The organism is Thermoleophilum album (assembly GCF_028867705.1).
Lineage (GTDB): Bacteria > Actinomycetota > Thermoleophilia > Solirubrobacterales > Thermoleophilaceae > Thermoleophilum.
Genome location: NZ_CP066171.1, coordinates 1716658 through 1733079, shown reverse-complemented (window position 1 = coordinate 1733079; position 16422 = coordinate 1716658). Strand labels below are relative to the sequence as shown.

Below are 16422 nucleotides of genomic sequence, written 5' to 3'. Positions count from 1 at the left end.
CCGTGGCTGTCGAGCTCGCACCTCTGGCTGTCGGATCCTGGAGCGGCGGCCGCTACATGAACTTCGGCGTCCCGGTGGCAGAAGAGCGCTTGGTGCGGCTGCTGGCGCCCGATCCAGCGATCCGGACAGTAGTCACCGCCGACGTCTACGGACAAGGAGCGGCCGACGAGCTGGTCGGTCGCGCCCTGCGCGAAGGCGTCGGCGCCGACGTGCGTATCGTCGCCGCTGTCGGGCACGACTTTTACAGCGGTAGCCGGGCCGGTGCCAAGGGTTTCCCGCGTTTCACCGATCCAGCACTGCGCCGGCCCGACCAGTACGGCTCGTACCTGCGAATGGCCACCGAGCGCGTCCTCGAACGCCTGGGCGTCGATCGCGTCGACGTTCTCCTACTCCACAACCCCGATCGCACCGGCTACACAAGCGAGGTTGTGTGGGGTGAGCTGGCACGGCTCCGCGACGAGGGGCTCTGCTCGGCGCTCGGTGTCGCGCCCGGCCCGGCCAACGGGTTCACGCTCGACCTGATCAGCTGTTTCGAGCGCTTCGGCGATCTCGTCGAGTGGGCGATGATCATCCTCAATCCGCTCGAGCCCTGGCCCGGGCAGCTGTGTCTCGCCGCGGCGCGAGCCCACGGTGTGCGGTTGATCGCCCGAGTTGTCGACCACGGCGGGCTCTTCTGGGGCGATGTGCGTCCCGGCCACCCCTTCCCCGAGCGCGACCACCGCACCTTCCGTCCCGCGGGCTGGGTGGAGGCGGGACTCGAGCGGATCGAGCGCATGCGGCCGATCGCCGAGCGCCACGGCCTCACGCCGATTCAGCTCGCTGTCTCGTGGGTGCTTGCCCAGGAGCCGGTGGCCTGCGCCGTGCCGACCCTGATCCAAGAGCCCGGGCCCGACGCACGACCGATCGAGGAAAAGCGCGCCGAGCTCGCAGCGACACCGCTGCCGGTTGGCTTGTCGGCCGCGGAGGTGGCGGAGATAGCCCGGATCGGCGACAACCGCAACTGCATGCCGCTCAAGGGTGCCTCGCCTGACCACGAGGGCCCGGCGCGCGCCGACAGCTGGCCGCTCGAGCCGTCCGACCGCGACGTCGCGCGCCGCTGGGGCATCGACCCCGAGCGCGACCTCGCGTTCGCCGCCTAGTTCGCGCCGCTCACTCGTTCCGGGACGTGGCGTCCGGGTCTTCGCTCGCTCGCGCGTCGAGCTCGCGGCCCGTTGCTCCGCCCCACTCGCGCTGAAAGCGTTCAAGGAGCTCGTCGCGACGCTCCTCGTCGATCGCGACCTCGTCCGAGATGCGCACCCACTCGGCGCCTTCGAACTCCTCCATGTTGAAGATCTCGCCGTCGATCGAGACCGAGTCGTCGACTACGACGACGACTTCGGTCTGCGGGTTGAAGTAGGTGCCCGGCTGGTTGAGGAGCTGCTCGAGCTTGACAGTGCGGCCACTTCCCTCCATCGCTGCGAGCCTACAGCCCCCCGCTGAGTTCGCGCAGCTGTCGTTCGACCTCGGCGTCGACGTCGAGCGGCGGTTGGCCGCGACGGCGACGGCGCTCGTTCGCTGCGATCACGAGCTGGCGGATCTCGTCGCGCAGCGCCGGATCGTGATCGGGGGCGGGCGTGTCGCGAGGTGTGGCGTCGCGCGTGCTGGCGAGGAGAGCGGCGAGCTCGGCTTCGACATCGAGAGGCTCTTCGCCACGGTCGACGCGACGGTCGCTTTTCGCCTGAAGCATCTGTCGGAGCTCTTCGGTGGCGATCGGGTCGGGGGTCGACGCGGGCGGCACGGTTGTCGGGGGAGCGGGAAGGTCGGCGATTCCGAAGCGTCCGCCGCGACCGAGCGAGCGGTAGACGCGACCTACACCGACGTAGCTCGCAGCGGCAGCCACCACCCCGATCACGGCGAAAGCGATCAGCAGAAACCCGAACAGGCTCGTGTCCAAGCGCTTCCTCCCTCCTTCCTCGCGCGCCCGTTAGGGAGTCGCGACGCCGCCAGCTGGACCAAGTGTGGTCGATCGCGGCGCTTGCGTCCCAGTTCGCTGCGGTTCGCGACCTCGGGCCGCGATCTAGTACTCTTAGGTCGGTCCTTGACTGACGGGTCAATCGGTCAACGTGCGGACACACTCAGGGGTGTCCGCCGGCAAAGGGAGCGGAAGTGGTCGACTTCACCCTCACCGACGAGCAGAAGGAAATCCAGCGTCTAGCGCACGAGTTCGCCGAGAAGGAGATCCGGCCGAAGGCCTGGGACTACGACCGGGACGCCACCTGGCCGCAGGACATCATCGAAAAGGCCTTCGAGGTCGGGCTCATGAACTCCCACATTCCCGAGGAGTACGGCGGTCCCGGGCTCGACTACCTCACCGGCTGCTTGATCGAAGAGGAGCTGGGGTGGGGTTGCTCGGGCATCGGCACCTCGCTGATGTGCAACGGCCTGGCCAGCGCGCCGGTGCTGATCGCCGGCTCTGAGGAGATCAAGAAGAAGTACCTCGGGATGCTCACCGAGGAGCCGAAGCTGGCTTCGTTCTGCCTCACCGAGCCTGACGCCGGCTCCGACGTGTCGTCGATGCGCACGACGGCCGTTAAGAAGGGCGACCACTACGTCATCAACGGCACCAAGTGCTTCATCACGAACGGGTCGCACGCGTCCTGGTACACGGTCTACGCCAAGACCGACAAGGACGCCGGCCACCGCGGCATCTCGGCGTTCGTCGTGCCGCGTGACGCCGACGGCGTCGTCGTCGACAAGAAGGAGGACAAGCTCGGCCAGCGCGCCTCCGACACGGCGATGATTTCGTTCCACGACGTCGCCGTGCCGGCCAAGAACCTCCTGGGTGAGGAGAACAAGGGCTTCAAGCTGGCGATGATGACGCTCGACCGTACGCGTCCGGGGGTCGCGGCGATGGCGGTCGGCATCGCCCGCGCGGCCTTCGAGTTCGCGGTCGAGTACGCCAAGGAGCGCATCCAGTTCGGCGTGCCGATCGCGATGCACCAGGCGATCCAGTTCATGATCGCCGACATGGCGACGAAGGTCGAGGCGGCGCGACTGCTCACCTGGAAGGCGGCGTCGCTCCTCGACCAGGGCAAGCGCAACACGCTCGTCGCCTCACACGCCAAGCGCTTCGCCGCTGACTCGGCGATGGAGGTGACCGTCGACGCCGTCCAGGTGTACGGCGGTTACGGCTTCATCAAGGAGTACCCGGTCGAGAAGCTGATGCGCGACGCGAAGATCATGCAGCTCTACGAGGGCACGTCCCAGATCCAGCGGCTCGTGATCGCTCGAGAGGTGCTGATGCCGCGGCGCATCGAGGAGCCACAGCGCGAGCCGGCCGCAGCCTCGGCCTGAACCTTTCTCCGGCCCTTCGCGGCCACTTCCCTCCTCCTCCCTCGGGCCGGGAGGGGCTCCCGCAAGGGAGCCCCTCCCGGCCTCTCCTCTATTGTGCGCAAGCCGCACGGCGCGTTGCCGATCGGACGCACGCGCCGGTGCTGCGCTCGGATGCATCGTTGCTGCCTTTTTGGGGGCATAATCGCGGTGTGAGAGGCGCCGAACCTGCCCCCGGCGACGCGTCGTCCCGGAGGCGAACGCCGAGCCTTTTCCGCCGCGTTTTCGCGATCGTGGCGGCCGTCCTTCTGATAGATGCGGCCGTGTTCGCCTTCGGCCCGGAGTCGCGCGGTGTCGGAGACGCGCTGTCGTCGCTCGCCGGATTCGTGCTCGTCTTGGTTGTCGTCTACTGGTTGATGCGCCGCGCATTCGCCCCGCTGCGCACGCTCGCTCAGGAGACCGCACAGATCTCGAGCCTGGTTCCGGGTAAACGCGTGACCGAAGGGGCTGCGGTGCGCGAGGTCGCGGCGCTCCAGACCGCTTTCAACGCGATGCTCGAGAGGCTCGAGGAGGCACAGCGAGCCAGTGCTCGCGCCCAGCTCGACGCTCAAGAGGAGGAGCGTCGCCGCGTAGCGCGCGAGCTCCACGACGAGATCGGCCAAGGCTTGACCACTGCTCTGCTGCTACTCCGCCACGAGCGGGAAGGCGCCGATCCCCAGGTGCGCGACCGGCTCGACGAGGCGCGCGCAGTGCTCAAGGACACGCTCCACGGCGTGCGCAGGATCCTCGCCGAGCTGCGTCCGGAGTCACTCGAGGAGCTCGGGCTCGGCAGCGCTCTGATGAACCTCGCTCGCCGCGTGACAGCAGCTTCCGGCATCGAAGTTCGTGTCGACCTGCCGCCGACAGTTCCGCGACTCCCCCGCGACGTCGAGCTGGTCGTGTTCCGGACAGCGCAGGAGGCGCTCACGAACGTGTTAAAGCACTCCGAAGCGCGTTCCGCGACAGTGACCCTCGACGTCGACGACAGCGGTGTACGTCTCCAGGTCGACGACGACGGGCGCGGCATCGCGCCGGGCGCCAGCGGCCGTGGCACGGTTGGTATGGCCGAGCGTGCATTCGCGATCGGCGGCTGGTTGACGGTGAGCGCGCGTCCCGATGGACCCGGCACCCGCGTCGTGCTGACGGTGCCGCGTGAGCGAGCGAAGCCCGTCGACGGCGGCGACGGCGGCAGCTGCAGCGAGGCCGACAGCGCCAGCGGGACCGACAGCGCGGCGCTGGCGCGCGGTGCGAATTCGCAGCCATTGCGGCCGGCGGAGGTGCGGTCGTGAGCGGCGCGGGCGGCGGCAACGGGAGTATCCGCATCTTGCTCGCCGACGACCACACGCTTGTCCGGCGGGGGCTGCGGCTGGTGCTCGAATCGCAGCCCGATCTCGCCGTTGTCGCCGAAGCCGGCGACGGGCGCGAAGCGCTCGACCTCGCCCTGCGCGAAGAGATCGATGTCGCGATCCTGGACGTCGCGATGCCGCGTCTTACGGGCCTCCAGGTCGCCTGGGAGCTCAGCCGCCAGCGTCCCCAGGTGCGCTGCCTGATGCTGTCGATGCACGACAACGAGCAGTTCTTCTTCGAGGCCCTGCGCGCCGGCGCCAGCGGCTACGTGCGCAAGGTCGACGCCGACGACGAGCTCGTGGAGGCGTGCCGCGCGGTCGCTCGCGGCGAACCGTTCTTCTTCCCCGACGGCGTCAGTGCGCTCGTGCGCCACTACGTGGAAGCGGCACGCGAAGGGCGTCTCGGTGACGACGACCCGCTGACGACGCGCGAGACCGAGGTCGTGAAACTGATCGCCGAGGGGCACACGACGCGCGAGATCGCACGGCTACTAGGGATCAGCGAACACACGGTCGACCGTCACAGGGCCAACGTCGCGGAGAAGCTCGGTCTTCGTGATCGCGTGGCGATCACCCGCTACGCGATTCGCCGCGGACTCGTACAGCCCTGAGGCGGCGCATCGCTGCCCCCCGAGCGGTGCTCCCCCAAGACAGATGGGGGAAATCAGCCACCGACAAATGGCGCCTTTCCGCGATGGCCGATCGCGTTCCGCTGCGCGAGACTCACTCCCACGGTTATCCGCCTATGAGGAGGAGGGAGGAGCGAGTTCCGTGTCGACGATGACGAGCGAGTACGCAGCCCAAGCACCGATCTCGACAGCGCCCGTTGGGGAGCTCGATCGCTTGGCGCGCGACTTGTTTGCGGCCGATCCGCGCGACCTAGAAGTTCTCGCCGCCCAGCGGGCGGCAACCAAGCGGGAGGCGCCGGGGAGCGACCCAAGGGCGATCGGAACGGTCGTTTTGACCGTGCGAGTGAGGTGTTGATGTAACGCCGAGCGGCCTGAGGGAGCGTTCCCAAGCTGGTCCAAACGGGGGACCACGTAGTGAGGGGGCGCGCGAAGGAGCGGGCAGGCCGTCCCCGCGGCCCGCTGCGGAGCGCGCCCCCTCGCGCTTTTCCGTGCTCACCCCGGCCGATGTCGGTGTGGCGCAAGACCGGCTCGACGCGCTTTCGTGCGGAGGCGCGGCTCGCCGCCCTCGCGGCGCGAGCGGGCGCGGGCCCGCCTGTCTCGGCAGTCGATGCGCGATCGGGCACGATCTCTTTGCGCCGCCTACGTGGCCCCACGCTCGACGCGCTCTGGCGTTCCGCTGGTGACGGCGCTGGTGCCGAGCTGCTCGCCGCCTTCGCCGCACTCGGTGGCGCTCTTGCGCGCGTCCATGCGTTGCGTGCGCCGCGCCGCGAGACCGCCGCCCAACACCCGGCCGAGCTCGCTGCACCGACCGTCGAGTGTCTCGCCTCGCTAGGCGATCTGGCGGTGGAGATGCTCGCCGAGTGGCACCGCGACAGGGAGCTGCTCTCCGGCCTCGAAGCGCTCGCCGCACGCGGCGCCTCGGCGAGGGCCCTCGTCCACGGCGACCTCACGCTCGATAACGTCATCGTGGTTGCAGGCGGTCGCGGCCGTTCCCGCCCTGCGGTCGCGATCGTGGACTGGGAGCTAGCCGGGGCAGGAGATCCCGCCGTCGACCTCGCGACGGTCGAGGCCGATCTCGTCGCACGCTGGATCGCCACTGTCGAACCGCGACCGGGCGAAGAGGCCGAGACGTGGCTCGGCCGCGGCGAACCGACACGAGCGCGCGTCCTCGCCGCAGCGCGTGCGTTTCGCCACGGCTACGGGCGCCCCCAGCGTACGCTTGACGACGTGCGCATGCTCGGCGCGGCGCTGCTCGTGCGGGCGCTCGCTGTCGCTTGTGACAGCCACCGCCGCGCCGGTTTCGTCGCCGCGCTCGTGGCGCGCGCCGGGCGCACACTCCTCGTCGATCCTGAACGCGGAGCGCAAGTCCTGTTCGCCGACACGAGCGCGGCAGTGGTGCCATGAGCGCGCGTCTGCGAGATGCAAGCGTACGACAGGGCGTGCGCGACCCACGGGTCGACTTCGCTGCCGAGGCGATCCGTATCGCGCGTGAGCTGCACTCCACGGTCGAGACGTTCGCGGACACGCTCGCCACCGGCGACGAGGCACGTCTCGCGGGCCTCATCTACGAGCGCTTGCATCTGCGCCGGCGAGCGTGCGGGTCCGAGCGGCGGGCTGGCAGCGGTCGCGTGCGCGTCGGCAGGCGTTTCGCAGCGGCGCTCCGCAGCGTCCGCTATCGCGCCGACGGGTTCGAGGTCCACGGCGAGCCGCCCCTGGTCGCTGGGGGGCGCGGTCACGCTACGGCGAGCAGCGAGCGCCCGGTCGTCGCGGTGGGACGTGCCAGCGGCCTGCGCGTGCTCGTGCGCGAACGCGATATAGCGCGTCGACGAGGGACCGAACTATCGCTGTGGTTGCCAGTGCTGCGGGAGCGGCCGCGCCCCGGTTTCGTCGGCGCCGTGGGCCGCGCGGGGCCGGTCGCCGACAGCGCTGCGCTGTGGCGCATCTACTGCTCGGTTCCACATGATCGCGCGGACGACGCTGCGCTGGCGCTGTGGGGTGCGCTGTCGTCCGCAGGCATCCGTTTCCAGCTCAAGTTGCTCGCACTGGCCGACGAGTATCCCCGCGCCGACGCGCTGGTTGCTTACGTCGCAAGCGACGATCTGCCGCGCGCTGCCGACCTCGCGGTCGCTCTGGGACGGGCCGGGCTTTTCAGCGGACCTGCCGCGGGTCTCGCTCGTCCGCTCGGAAACGGGGTCGCGGTGGCGCCGGAGCCGCTCGCAGCAGGCCGTGACGAGAGCTACGGCACGTACGTCGCGGCCGTGGCCGCGCGCACCCTTTGTTCAGTCGTAACCGACGGGCAGGCAACACAGATCGACGAAGCCACCGTCGCCAGCGTCCTGGGTGCCGAGCTGGCAGCGCTGGCACACGCGACGCTGCCGCCGTCGAGCGAACGCGGCACGGTCGGCGACGTGACGACGGGCGTGCGGGTGGCGCGTGTCGCCCGCGCCCGCGGCAGCAGCCGTCGGGCCGCAGCGTTCGCGAGCATGGCCGAGCACGGGCGGTCGGCGAAGCAAGGGGGGGGTGCGGTGAAGGACGTTCTCGTCGAGGCTCTAGTCGCCACCGGTGCCGCGAGGCGTGACGAGCCGATCGATCCAGCGAGCGTGGTTGAGGGAGTGACGTGCGTGACGATGGCGGTGCGCCTGCACAGCGGCTGGGCGTGGGTCGAGCGCGATCTCTCGGGAAGTAGCGATTCGGCCGAGATCGACGTGCGCGTTGCACTGTGTCGCAGCGCTCTCGAGCCCGACCAAGGTCTCGCCGTGCTGCCCCGGGTGGCTCCCGACGGCACGCTCGTCTTCCCTGGGTTGCCCGGTGGGGAGCTGTTCAGCGACCTGATTCTCGCCGGCGAACTCTCGGATCAAGAGGCTGCAAGGCTCGCCGGGGACATTGCGCAATGGACGGCCGCTTTTCACGCCAACGGCCGGCGCCTGTCGCGCCGATGGCCACGTGTCAGGCTGGCCCTGCCCTGGCTCCTCGACGAGGTCCGCAGCCTCTGCGACCGTGCCGGGGGACGTGCCGCCCTCCACGCCGAGCTCGAGGGCGTACAAGAGCTGCTGCTCCTCGACCACCCGGATCTGCGCGCACGGCTCGCCGAGGCAGTGGCCGCGTTCGCACGGCGCGGTCGCGATGCGACCGTTGTCCACGGCGAGCTCACGCCCGGCTACAGCGTCTGCGGCGAGGGCGCGGTGCGGGTGATCGGTTTCCACCGTGCGGCGATCGGGCCGGCAGCGTACGACGTCGGTTGCTTTCTTGGCGAGCTTGCGGAGTTCGAGCGCGCCCTGCGAGAGCCCGGTCGTGGCGCCGCGCGCGCCGCGGCAACCGCGTTCGTCGACGCCTATGCGGCTGCTGCGGGGATCGGTCGGGCAGCGCTTGTCGCTGCGGCCGCACCGTACGCCGCTCTCAAGGTCGTTGCGCATCTCGCACGCTATGTGCGCGCGTTCGGTTTCGACCGCGCGCTGGTGCGCGGACAGTTGGCGCTTGCGGAAGAGCTCGTAGCGGGAAGGAGCGCGAAATGGGTGGAGGGGTAGGGGGGACCAGCGAGCGCGCCGTCGCCCGTTTGCCGCGAGCGTTGCCGGTGCGCCGTCTCGTGATCGCTTCGGGAGGTGGCATCGGCGCGGCGTTGATGCCGGCTTGGGCGGCGTGGTTGTGCACCAACTACGAGGTCGAGTTGCGCTTCGCGCTGACGCGCTCGGCCGCGCGCCTCGTGTCGCCACGAGCGCTAGCGGCGATCTGCGGTGCGCGGACGTACGTCGACGGCGACGACAGCGGCCCTGTCCCGGCCCACCTGCGGCTGGCGCGTTTCGGCGAGGCGCTGATCGTCGCGCCCGCGACGGCCAACCTGATCGGCAAACTCGCAGCTGGTGTCGCCGACGACCTCGTCAGCACGGTCGTGCTGTGCTTCGAGGGTCCGACCGTCGTGATCCCGTCGCTGCCGCCCGGCGCGTCGGGGAAGCCCGCCGTGCTGCGCAACGTCCAACAGCTCCGCGCCGACGGCTACCACGTGCCGGCGCTTGCGCGGGGCCGGTCGCTCGCGACGGGGGAGGACGGTCTTGGTGCGATGCTCGATCTACCCGCAGCGCTCGCTGCGCTCGAGACCGCCTGCGCGCGCGCCCGGCTGACCGGTGTCGGTGCGCACAAGCTCGAACCGCGGCGCCGTCCCACGGAAGGGCTGCGGCGAAAGGGGCGGCAGCGATCGCGAAAGCCTCGCCGTCGCCTGCGCACCGAGAGCACGGGGGGCGGCAGCTACCGGTGAGGGCGGTGTACGACACGCCGACAACTTCGGGGCGAAGCGACAGTGCGCGCTCGGCCTGCGTTCTACCAAGTGTCGGTGCGTTCGGGGACGCGGGCGGTCGGGAGAGCACGCACGCAATCGTCGCGATCCTCGCGCGCCTTGCCGCACACCCCGCGGTGCGGTTCGTACGCCGCTGGGGCTGGCTTGGGTGGCTGCCTGCCGTTGCGGTCTGGCTCGGGGCCACGCGCGCCGAGCGCGGCCTATGGGTTCTCGCGGCCGTCGTCGCGCTCCAGGCGACTTGGGTCACGGTTCTGCTCTGGCTGTCGCACCGTGCCACCGACCGCGCGGTCGGCGAGCTATTGCAGGATCTCGCGTTCCCACCCCAGCTTCGTAAGCTTGCGCTGCTGGAGGCACGGGTGCTGGCGGCGCCCTTGGCGCTTGCCCTCCGCACCGCCGGTTCGCGCCGCCCCCGCAGCCACGTGCAGCGACGCACTGCGAGCGGCGGTGCCAGGGTCGGCGGGCTCGCCCGCTCGAGCGAGGGAGAAGCGCGGTGCGCGAGCGGTCCCGTCCTCGAGTTCGCTACCGGCGCGGTGGGCTTCGAGCTCGCATTGGCACTTGCGCTCGTGCCTGCGCTGCTGGTTGAGGCTGTGGTGGTCCACGTGGTGGCGGGGCCGGGAAGCTTTGTCGGCTGGGCCCTAACGGCCGTCGGTGTCTACGCGCTGTGGTGGTTCGTGGGTGTCGCCTGCTCGCTGCGCGCGTTCCCGCACATGGTGGGACCGTGGGGCGTGCGTCTCCGACTCGGTGCGCTCTACCGAATCGACGTACCCCCGGACGCGATCGCAGCGGTTCGGATCGAGCCGACCGGGCACGGTTTCGGTCCTTTCCTGCGCCTCCACGAGACGCCACGCGGAACGCGCGCCGATCTTTGTGCAGGAGGGCGCAGCGACGTCGTGCTGGAGCTGCAGCGGCCGCTCCCGCTCGAGCGTCCGCTGCGCCGTCCGATCGCGGTCACGGCGGTGGCGGTGCCGGTGGCCGACGCCCGCGCGTTCGCGGCCGCCGTGCACGAGCTCGTCGCGCAGTGCGGTGCCGACCGGTCCGCGCCTGGACGCGAAGGGAAGCTGGAGGTGACTTGCCGATGCGCGAGTGCGCAACGTACGTAGCGGCTTCGGAGCGGCTGCTTTTGCGACCGCTGACACGGGCCGATCTGCCGGTGATCGGTCGCTGGTTCAGCGACGAGCGGATCCGCCGCTTCTACCTTTTGACCGAGGAAGGGGTGGGTGCCGACACGCTCGCCGAGGCGATCGAGTGGGCGCGTCACGATCCCGACGTCGCCGCGTGGGCGATCGAGGAGCGCGACGGCACCCTCGCCGGGCTCGGTAACTGGCGTGCCGATCCCGTCTTCCGCGACGTGTACGAGATCGAGGTAACTCTCGGTCCGCACATGCCGGGCGGGCGCGGCTACGGCACGGAGGCCCACGCCCTGGTTCTCGATCACCTGATGCGCACCCGGCCGGCGGCCAAGGTCACAGGGCGGGCGCTCGCCGACAACCACGCGGTGATCGCCCTTGCCGCGCGCCTCGGCTTCGTCGAGGAAGGGCGTCTGCGCCGTCACGTGCAGATCGGCGAGGAGCGGGTCGATCTCGTCGTCGTCGGCATCCTTCGGGAAGAGTGGGAACGCAGCCGCCAGGCGCGTCCGTACGCGACGATCAGTTGGGGATCGGGCGCGGACAACTCGAGATCGGGCGCGAACGGGCGCCGCGCTGTCAGGATGAACGGCGATGGCAGCACGGCCTGGTGCACGCCGGCGGCGGGACGTCCGACGCGCCACGCGGGAGGCGGTAGCTAGCGCTGCGGGCGCTGCGGCGCCGCTTCGCGAGTCCCCAAGCCAGCGCCAGCAGGATCCGATCACCGGCGCACTCGTACGGCGCGACGTCCTGCCGTTGCTGGTGCTGCATTTCATAGCCGAGGCCCCGTCGTACGGAAACCAGCTGATGGAGCGCATCGCGACGCTCACGGCGGGCGTGCTGTCGGTGAACCCGAACACGATGTACCCGCTGTTGCGTCAGCTCGAGGCGCGCGGGTTGATCCGCGGCACCTGGGAGCACCCCGAACGGCGCACCCGCCGCTTCTACTCGCTTACCGAGGCGGGTCGCGCCGAGCTGGAACGGCTGCGCGGCGAGGTGCGCCCGTTCCTGCGCGCGGTGCGCGAGAGCGTCGAGCGCATCTGCGGCGAGCTGTACGGCCCGAGCGGCTCGCGCTGATCCTCCGCGACCGGCGGCGCGGGGGATCCCCCACGATCGCGCGGGCGAGGGGGTCTAGTCGCTAGGCGCTCGGCAGATTCTTCATAAACCCAGTTGACTTAGTGCTATTATGCGGCCACCCAAAAATCCCAAAACTCGACAGTGATTAGGAGGTTTGTGTGAGGGACACTTCCGAGCAGGCGCAGTGGGCGGCACGACCGACCGGCGCGGACGGACTGGGCTCCGCGATCGGGCGCGCCCTGCGACCGCTCACGGCGTTGCTGGCAGCCGCTCTCCTGGTGGCTCTTGTGTCGGCGTGCGGCGGCGAGAGCGCTGGCGGCAGCTCGGCCAACGGCGGCAAGGTGTCACTGGTCGGCTTCTCGACCCCGCAGGTCGTGTACGACGAGGTGGTTCCCGCCTTCCGGCGCACCGACGCCGGACGCGGTGTCGACGTAGCCACGTCCTACGGTCCCTCGGGCGAGCAAAGCCGGGCGGTTGCTGGTGGTCTTGCAGCCGACATCGTCAACTTCTCGCTCGAACCCGACGTCACACGTCTGGTCGATGCCGGCCTCGTCGCCCGCGACTGGAAAAAGCGCGCCCACGGCGGCTTCGTTGCGCACTCGGTGGTGGCGCTGATCGTCCGCCCCGGCAATCCGAAGCGCATCCGCGGCTGGGACGACTTGCTGCGACCCGGGGTCGAGGTGGTAACGCCTAACACGCAAACGTCAGGGGCGGCGAAGTGGAACCTGATCGCCGCCTACGCGGCGCGCGGACGCGGCTACCTGGAGCGCCTCTTGCGCGAGCACGTCAAGGTGCAGCCGAAGTCCGGGCGCGAGGCGCTGCAGACCTTCACCTCGGGGGTCGGCGACGTGCTGATCTCCTACGAATCGGAGGCGATCACGGCGCGGCGCAAGGGCCAGAAGCTCGACCTGGTCGTGCCCGACGAGACCTTGCGCATCGATCTGCCGATCGCCCTCACGCGGTCGGGCGAGCGGTCGCGCGCGGCGCGGGCGCTGCTCGACTACCTCTTCACGCCCGCCGCGCAGCGGGTGTGGGCCGAGTGGGGATACCGCCCGCAGGACGCGGACGTCGCGCGGCAGTTCGCCAACCGCTTCCCCCAGCCGCGTCGTCTCCACACCATCGCCGAGCTCGGCGGTTGGAAACGCCTCGACGAGCAGTTGTTCGACCCCGATCGGGGGCTCGTAGCCCGCATCGAAGCTGGGCGGTGAGGCACTTCTTCGTCAGCCAGCGTGCGTTGCGAGTGCCCATGACAAGGAGCACGGAGACGAGCGAGGGCACAAGGTGAGACTGCGGCCATATCGGGTTGCGGTGAAAGAGAGCTCGACACACCCACGGGTGTCGAGCGGGGCGCAGCGGGCCCGCCGCGCGATCCGTTCCCGCGGCGCGCGCCCGCTGAGTCGGCGCCCTCGCTGGGCGGTGCGCAGAGCCGCGAGCGGCGTGCCGGGCAGCGGCCAGTTGGCCTTTGGGATCAGCGTTACCTGGTTGTCGATCGCGGTGCTGCTTCCCATCGCGGCGCTTGTGGCGCTCGCGTCAGAGCGCGGGGCGGGGGCCTTCGTCGACGCCGTCGCGGCACCGCAGGCGCGCGCCGCTCTGCTTTTGTCGGTAGCGGCGGCAGCCGCGACGGCCGTCGTCAACGCGGTCTTCGGAACCGCCCTCGCTTGGGTGCTCGTGCGCCAGGACTTCCCCGGGCGCGGCCTTGTCAACGCCATCGTCGACCTACCGTTCGCGTTGCCAACCGTGGTCGCTGGTCTCACGCTGCTCGCGATCTACGGTCCAGCATCGCCGCTTGGCGTCGACATCGCCTTCACGCGCGTTTCGCTGGTGGCCGCGCTGGCGCTAGTCACGCTGCCGTTCGTCGTGCGCTCGGTCCAGCCTGTGCTCGCTGCGCTCGGCAGCGAGGTCGAGGAAGCGGCCCTGACGCTGGGGGCGTCGCGCGCGCAGCTCTTTCGTCGCGTGCTCCTGCCGCTCCTCGTCCCGGCGATTGTGAGCGGCACCGCGCTCGCTTTCGCGCGCGCGGTGGGCGAGTTCGGCTCGGTGGTGATCGTCTCGGGCAACGTGCCATTCAAGACCGAGGTCGCACCCGTGTACATCCTCAAGCGGGTCGAATCGGGCGACCTGCCGGGAGCGGCTGCTGTGGCGACCGTTCTGCTCGCGCTTGCCCTCCTCGTGCTGTTGGTGCTGCGTTGGTTCGAGCGACGGCGGGCAGAGGTAGCGGCGTGAGCACCGAGGCAACGCTCGCAGTGCGCAGCGCCAACGATTACCGACCGGTGCCACCCTCCGCGACGGCCAAGCGGATACACCGTCGGCGAAAGGCGGTCGGCGCTCTCGCGCTGCGCTTGGTGGTGCTCGCGTACCTGGCAGCGCTCGTGGTACTGCCCCTGGGCTTTATCGCCTGGCAGGCACTGTCGCCGGGAATCGATCGCTTCGTCAGCGCGCTGACAGCTCCTGAGGCGCTCTCGGCCCTGCGGCTGACGCTGCTCGCGGCGGGCGTCGCGACCGTTGTCTGCAGCGTGCTCGGCACCATCGTCGCGCTCTACGTCGTCCGCTCGCGCCTTCCCGGCCGGCGCTTCGCCGAGGCCCTCCTCGATGTTCCGCTCGCTGTCTCGCCGGTCGTGGTGGGTCTGGCGCTACTGGCGCTCTTCGGTCGCGAAGGGTGGTTCGCCGACCTGCCGATCGCGGTGGCTTTCACGCCGCTCGGGGTCGTCGTTGCCACCGTCTTCATCTGCACGCCCTACACCGCGCGTGAGGTGATCCCGGTTCTGCGTGCTCTCGGCAGCGAGCGCGAGCAGGCCGCGCTCACCCTCGGCGCTTCGCCTTGGCAGGCGTTCTGGCGCGTCACCTTGCCGTCGCTGAAACTCGCCCTCGTCCATGGTGCTGTGCTGTCGCTCGCCCGCGCCCTCGGCGAGTTCGGGGCCGTGAGTGTGATCAGCGGCAACCTCGTGGGACGCACCCAGACGCTCACGCTGCTCGTCCAGCAGCGGTACGAGAACTTCGACCTAGCCGGGGCCTACGCGGCGGCGCTGCTTTTGGCTGCCGCGGCAATCCTGGCGCTGGTCCTGCTCTTGAAGACGACCACAGACCACGCTCGCGACTAGGGAGGGGTTGCAGTGATCGAGCTGTCGGGTGTGAGCGTGCACTACGGCGCTGTGACAGCGCTGGAGCACGTCGACCTCGCCGTCGAAGCCGGCGAGCTGGTCGCGCTGCTCGGGCCGTCGGGTTCGGGCAAGTCGACCTTGCTGCGGGTGGTTGCAGGTCTCGAGCTGCCTGACGCCGGGACAGTGGCGATCGACGGGCGCGACGTCACCTACGCTCCGCCGCAACAGCGCGGCATCGGCTTCGTGTTCCAGCACTACGCGCCGTTCCCGCACTTGACAGTCTGGGAGAACGTTGCCTTCGGCTTGCGCGTGCGGCGCACCCCGCGCGACGAGGTGCGACGCCGTGTCGAGCGTTTGCTGGCGATGGTCGGGCTTGCGAAGTTCGCCGACCGGCGCCCGCACCAGTTGTCGGGAGGCCAGCGCCAGCGCATGGCGCTTGCGCGTGCGCTCGCGATCGAGCCGCGCGTGCTGTTGCTCGACGAGCCCTTCTCAGCCCTCGACGCCCACGTCCGCCGCGAGCTGCGCGCCTGGCTGCGTGAACTCCACGACGAGCTCGGGGCGACGACGCTGATCGTCACCCACGATCGCGCCGAGGCGATGGAGCTCGCCGATCGCATCGCTGTGCTGAACGACGGGCGGCTCGAACAGGTCGGTTCACCGAGCGAGCTCTACGACTCACCGTGCAGCGCTTTCGTGCGCGACTTCGTCGGCGACAGCACACGCGTTGGTGACCTCGTCGCCCGTCCCGACGAGATCGACCTCCTCGACGCTCCCGCCGACGGGGCCGTCGAGGCGATGGTCACGCGGATCGCCGACCTCGGTCCCGAGATCCGCATCGAACTGGCGCTGGCCGGCGGCGGCGAGTGCGAGGTGCGTGTGCCGCGCCGCCGCTACCGCGAGCTCGACCTGCGGCAGGGCGACATCGCCTGGCTGCGCGTCGACACGCCCCTCGCCGTCGCCTAGCGGCCGGCGGGCCCGACGCGAGTCGTGCGGGCGTCGGGATCGGTGGCGAGCTCGCGAACATGGTCGGGCAGACGGCCGCGTGCTACGTCGGCGAGCGTGACGCGTTCGCAGACCGAGCGCACGCTCGCGCGCACAGCGATCCACACCTCCTGTAGCGTCGCTGCTGCGCCCGAATAGGACACCCGCTCGGGGGGCTCGCCGCGGACCGATGCCAGCGGACCCTCGACAGCGCGCACCACATCGGCGATCGTGATCTTGTCGGCAGGGAGCGCCAGGCGGTATCCGCCTTCGGCGCCGCGCCGCGTCTGCACGAGCCCGGCGGCGCGCAGCTCGCCGAGGATGTTCTCGAGGAAGCTGAGCGGCAACCCTTGGGCGCGGGCGAGCTCGTCGGCTTTCGTGAAACGCTCCTCCTCGCCGCGCGCGGCCAGCTCCACCACCGCTCGCACAGCGTAGTCCGCTTTCGTGGAAATGCGCACGGCGCCATTCTGCCCGGCTGCGGTAACTTGCCGCACCGAGCCGGGTGCGGCGACGGACGGCTACGAGCGATCGCGG

Annotated in this window: 18 protein-coding genes; 15 read left to right on the top strand and 3 right to left on the bottom strand. The window is 70.3% G+C overall.

The window, feature by feature from the left end; translation table 11 throughout:
- Window positions 1–2 precede the first annotated feature (2 nt).
- Entirely contained in the window at window positions 3–1139 is a 1137-nt protein-coding gene (locus tag JDY09_RS08020) for an aldo/keto reductase (protein WP_274716412.1), read from the top strand.
- A 10-nt stretch (window positions 1140–1149) separates the two neighbouring features.
- Here the strand turns inward: JDY09_RS08020 and JDY09_RS08015 are convergent, their stop codons facing one another.
- On the bottom strand, window positions 1150–1452 hold the full coding sequence (locus tag JDY09_RS08015; RefSeq protein ID WP_274716411.1) for a hypothetical protein: 303 nt from the start codon (window positions 1450–1452) through the stop codon (window positions 1150–1152).
- A gap of 10 nt (window positions 1453–1462) precedes the next feature.
- Window positions 1463–1933: a hypothetical protein gene (locus JDY09_RS08010; protein ID WP_274716410.1), complete on the bottom strand. Its 471-nt coding sequence runs from the start codon at window positions 1931–1933 to the stop codon at window positions 1463–1465.
- A gap of 212 nt (window positions 1934–2145) precedes the next feature.
- On the opposite strand from JDY09_RS08010, the gene JDY09_RS08005 reads away from it, so the two are divergent.
- From JDY09_RS08005 to JDY09_RS07940, 14 genes are all read left to right on the top strand, one after another.
- Window positions 2146–3333: an acyl-CoA dehydrogenase family protein gene (locus JDY09_RS08005; RefSeq protein ID WP_274716409.1), complete on the top strand. Its 1188-nt coding sequence runs from the start codon at window positions 2146–2148 to the stop codon at window positions 3331–3333.
- 188 nt (window positions 3334–3521) lie between these two features.
- Window positions 3522–4637, top strand: coding sequence for a HAMP domain-containing sensor histidine kinase (locus tag JDY09_RS08000; RefSeq protein WP_274716408.1), 1116 nt, complete (start codon window positions 3522–3524; stop codon window positions 4635–4637).
- Window positions 4634–5305: a response regulator transcription factor gene (locus JDY09_RS07995; RefSeq protein WP_274716407.1), complete on the top strand. Its 672-nt coding sequence runs from the start codon at window positions 4634–4636 to the stop codon at window positions 5303–5305. The genes JDY09_RS08000 and JDY09_RS07995 overlap by 4 nt, the downstream gene beginning before the upstream one ends.
- A 169-nt stretch (window positions 5306–5474) precedes the next feature.
- Window positions 5475–5678, top strand: coding sequence for a hypothetical protein (locus JDY09_RS07990; protein ID WP_274716406.1), 204 nt, complete (start codon window positions 5475–5477; stop codon window positions 5676–5678).
- Between the two features lie 149 nt (window positions 5679–5827).
- Complete coding sequence (locus JDY09_RS07985) at window positions 5828–6727, top strand: phosphotransferase (protein WP_274716405.1); 900 nt, start codon at window positions 5828–5830, stop codon at window positions 6725–6727.
- A gap of 35 nt (window positions 6728–6762) precedes the next feature.
- Entirely contained in the window at window positions 6763–8847 is a 2085-nt protein-coding gene (locus JDY09_RS07980) for a T3SS effector HopA1 family protein (protein WP_274716404.1), read from the top strand.
- Entirely contained in the window at window positions 8832–9572 is a 741-nt protein-coding gene (locus tag JDY09_RS07975) for a flavoprotein (protein ID WP_274716403.1), read from the top strand. The genes JDY09_RS07980 and JDY09_RS07975 overlap by 16 nt, the downstream gene beginning before the upstream one ends.
- A gap of 155 nt (window positions 9573–9727) precedes the next feature.
- Window positions 9728–10711 (top strand): hypothetical protein, encoded by a 984-nt coding sequence (locus tag JDY09_RS07970; protein WP_274716402.1) that lies wholly within the window; start codon window positions 9728–9730, stop codon window positions 10709–10711.
- Complete coding sequence (locus JDY09_RS07965) at window positions 10687–11397, top strand: GNAT family N-acetyltransferase (RefSeq protein ID WP_274716401.1); 711 nt, start codon at window positions 10687–10689, stop codon at window positions 11395–11397. The genes JDY09_RS07970 and JDY09_RS07965 overlap by 25 nt, the downstream gene beginning before the upstream one ends.
- Entirely contained in the window at window positions 11330–11812 is a 483-nt protein-coding gene (locus JDY09_RS07960; RefSeq protein ID WP_274716400.1) for a PadR family transcriptional regulator, read from the top strand. Before JDY09_RS07965 ends, JDY09_RS07960 begins: the two co-directional genes overlap by 68 nt.
- A gap of 158 nt (window positions 11813–11970) precedes the next feature.
- Window positions 11971–13020 carry a sulfate ABC transporter substrate-binding protein gene (locus tag JDY09_RS07955; protein WP_274716399.1) on the top strand — a complete coding sequence of 350 codons (1050 nt, stop codon included), beginning with the start codon at window positions 11971–11973 and terminating at the stop codon, window positions 13018–13020.
- A 208-nt stretch (window positions 13021–13228) separates the two neighbouring features.
- Window positions 13229–14032, top strand: a complete 804-nt coding sequence (gene cysT, locus JDY09_RS07950; protein WP_274716398.1) for a sulfate ABC transporter permease subunit CysT — start codon at window positions 13229–13231, stop codon at window positions 14030–14032.
- Window positions 14029–14907 (top strand): sulfate ABC transporter permease subunit, encoded by an 879-nt coding sequence (locus tag JDY09_RS07945; protein WP_274716397.1) that lies wholly within the window; start codon window positions 14029–14031, stop codon window positions 14905–14907. The genes cysT and JDY09_RS07945 overlap by 4 nt, the downstream gene beginning before the upstream one ends.
- A gap of 12 nt (window positions 14908–14919) precedes the next feature.
- Window positions 14920–15870, top strand: a complete 951-nt coding sequence (locus JDY09_RS07940) for a sulfate/molybdate ABC transporter ATP-binding protein (protein WP_274716396.1) — start codon at window positions 14920–14922, stop codon at window positions 15868–15870.
- Here the strand turns inward: JDY09_RS07940 and JDY09_RS07935 are convergent.
- Window positions 15867–16346, bottom strand: a complete 480-nt coding sequence (locus tag JDY09_RS07935; RefSeq protein ID WP_274716395.1) for an RrF2 family transcriptional regulator — start codon at window positions 16344–16346, stop codon at window positions 15867–15869. The genes JDY09_RS07940 and JDY09_RS07935 overlap by 4 nt on opposite strands.
- Window positions 16347–16422 lie beyond the last annotated feature (76 nt).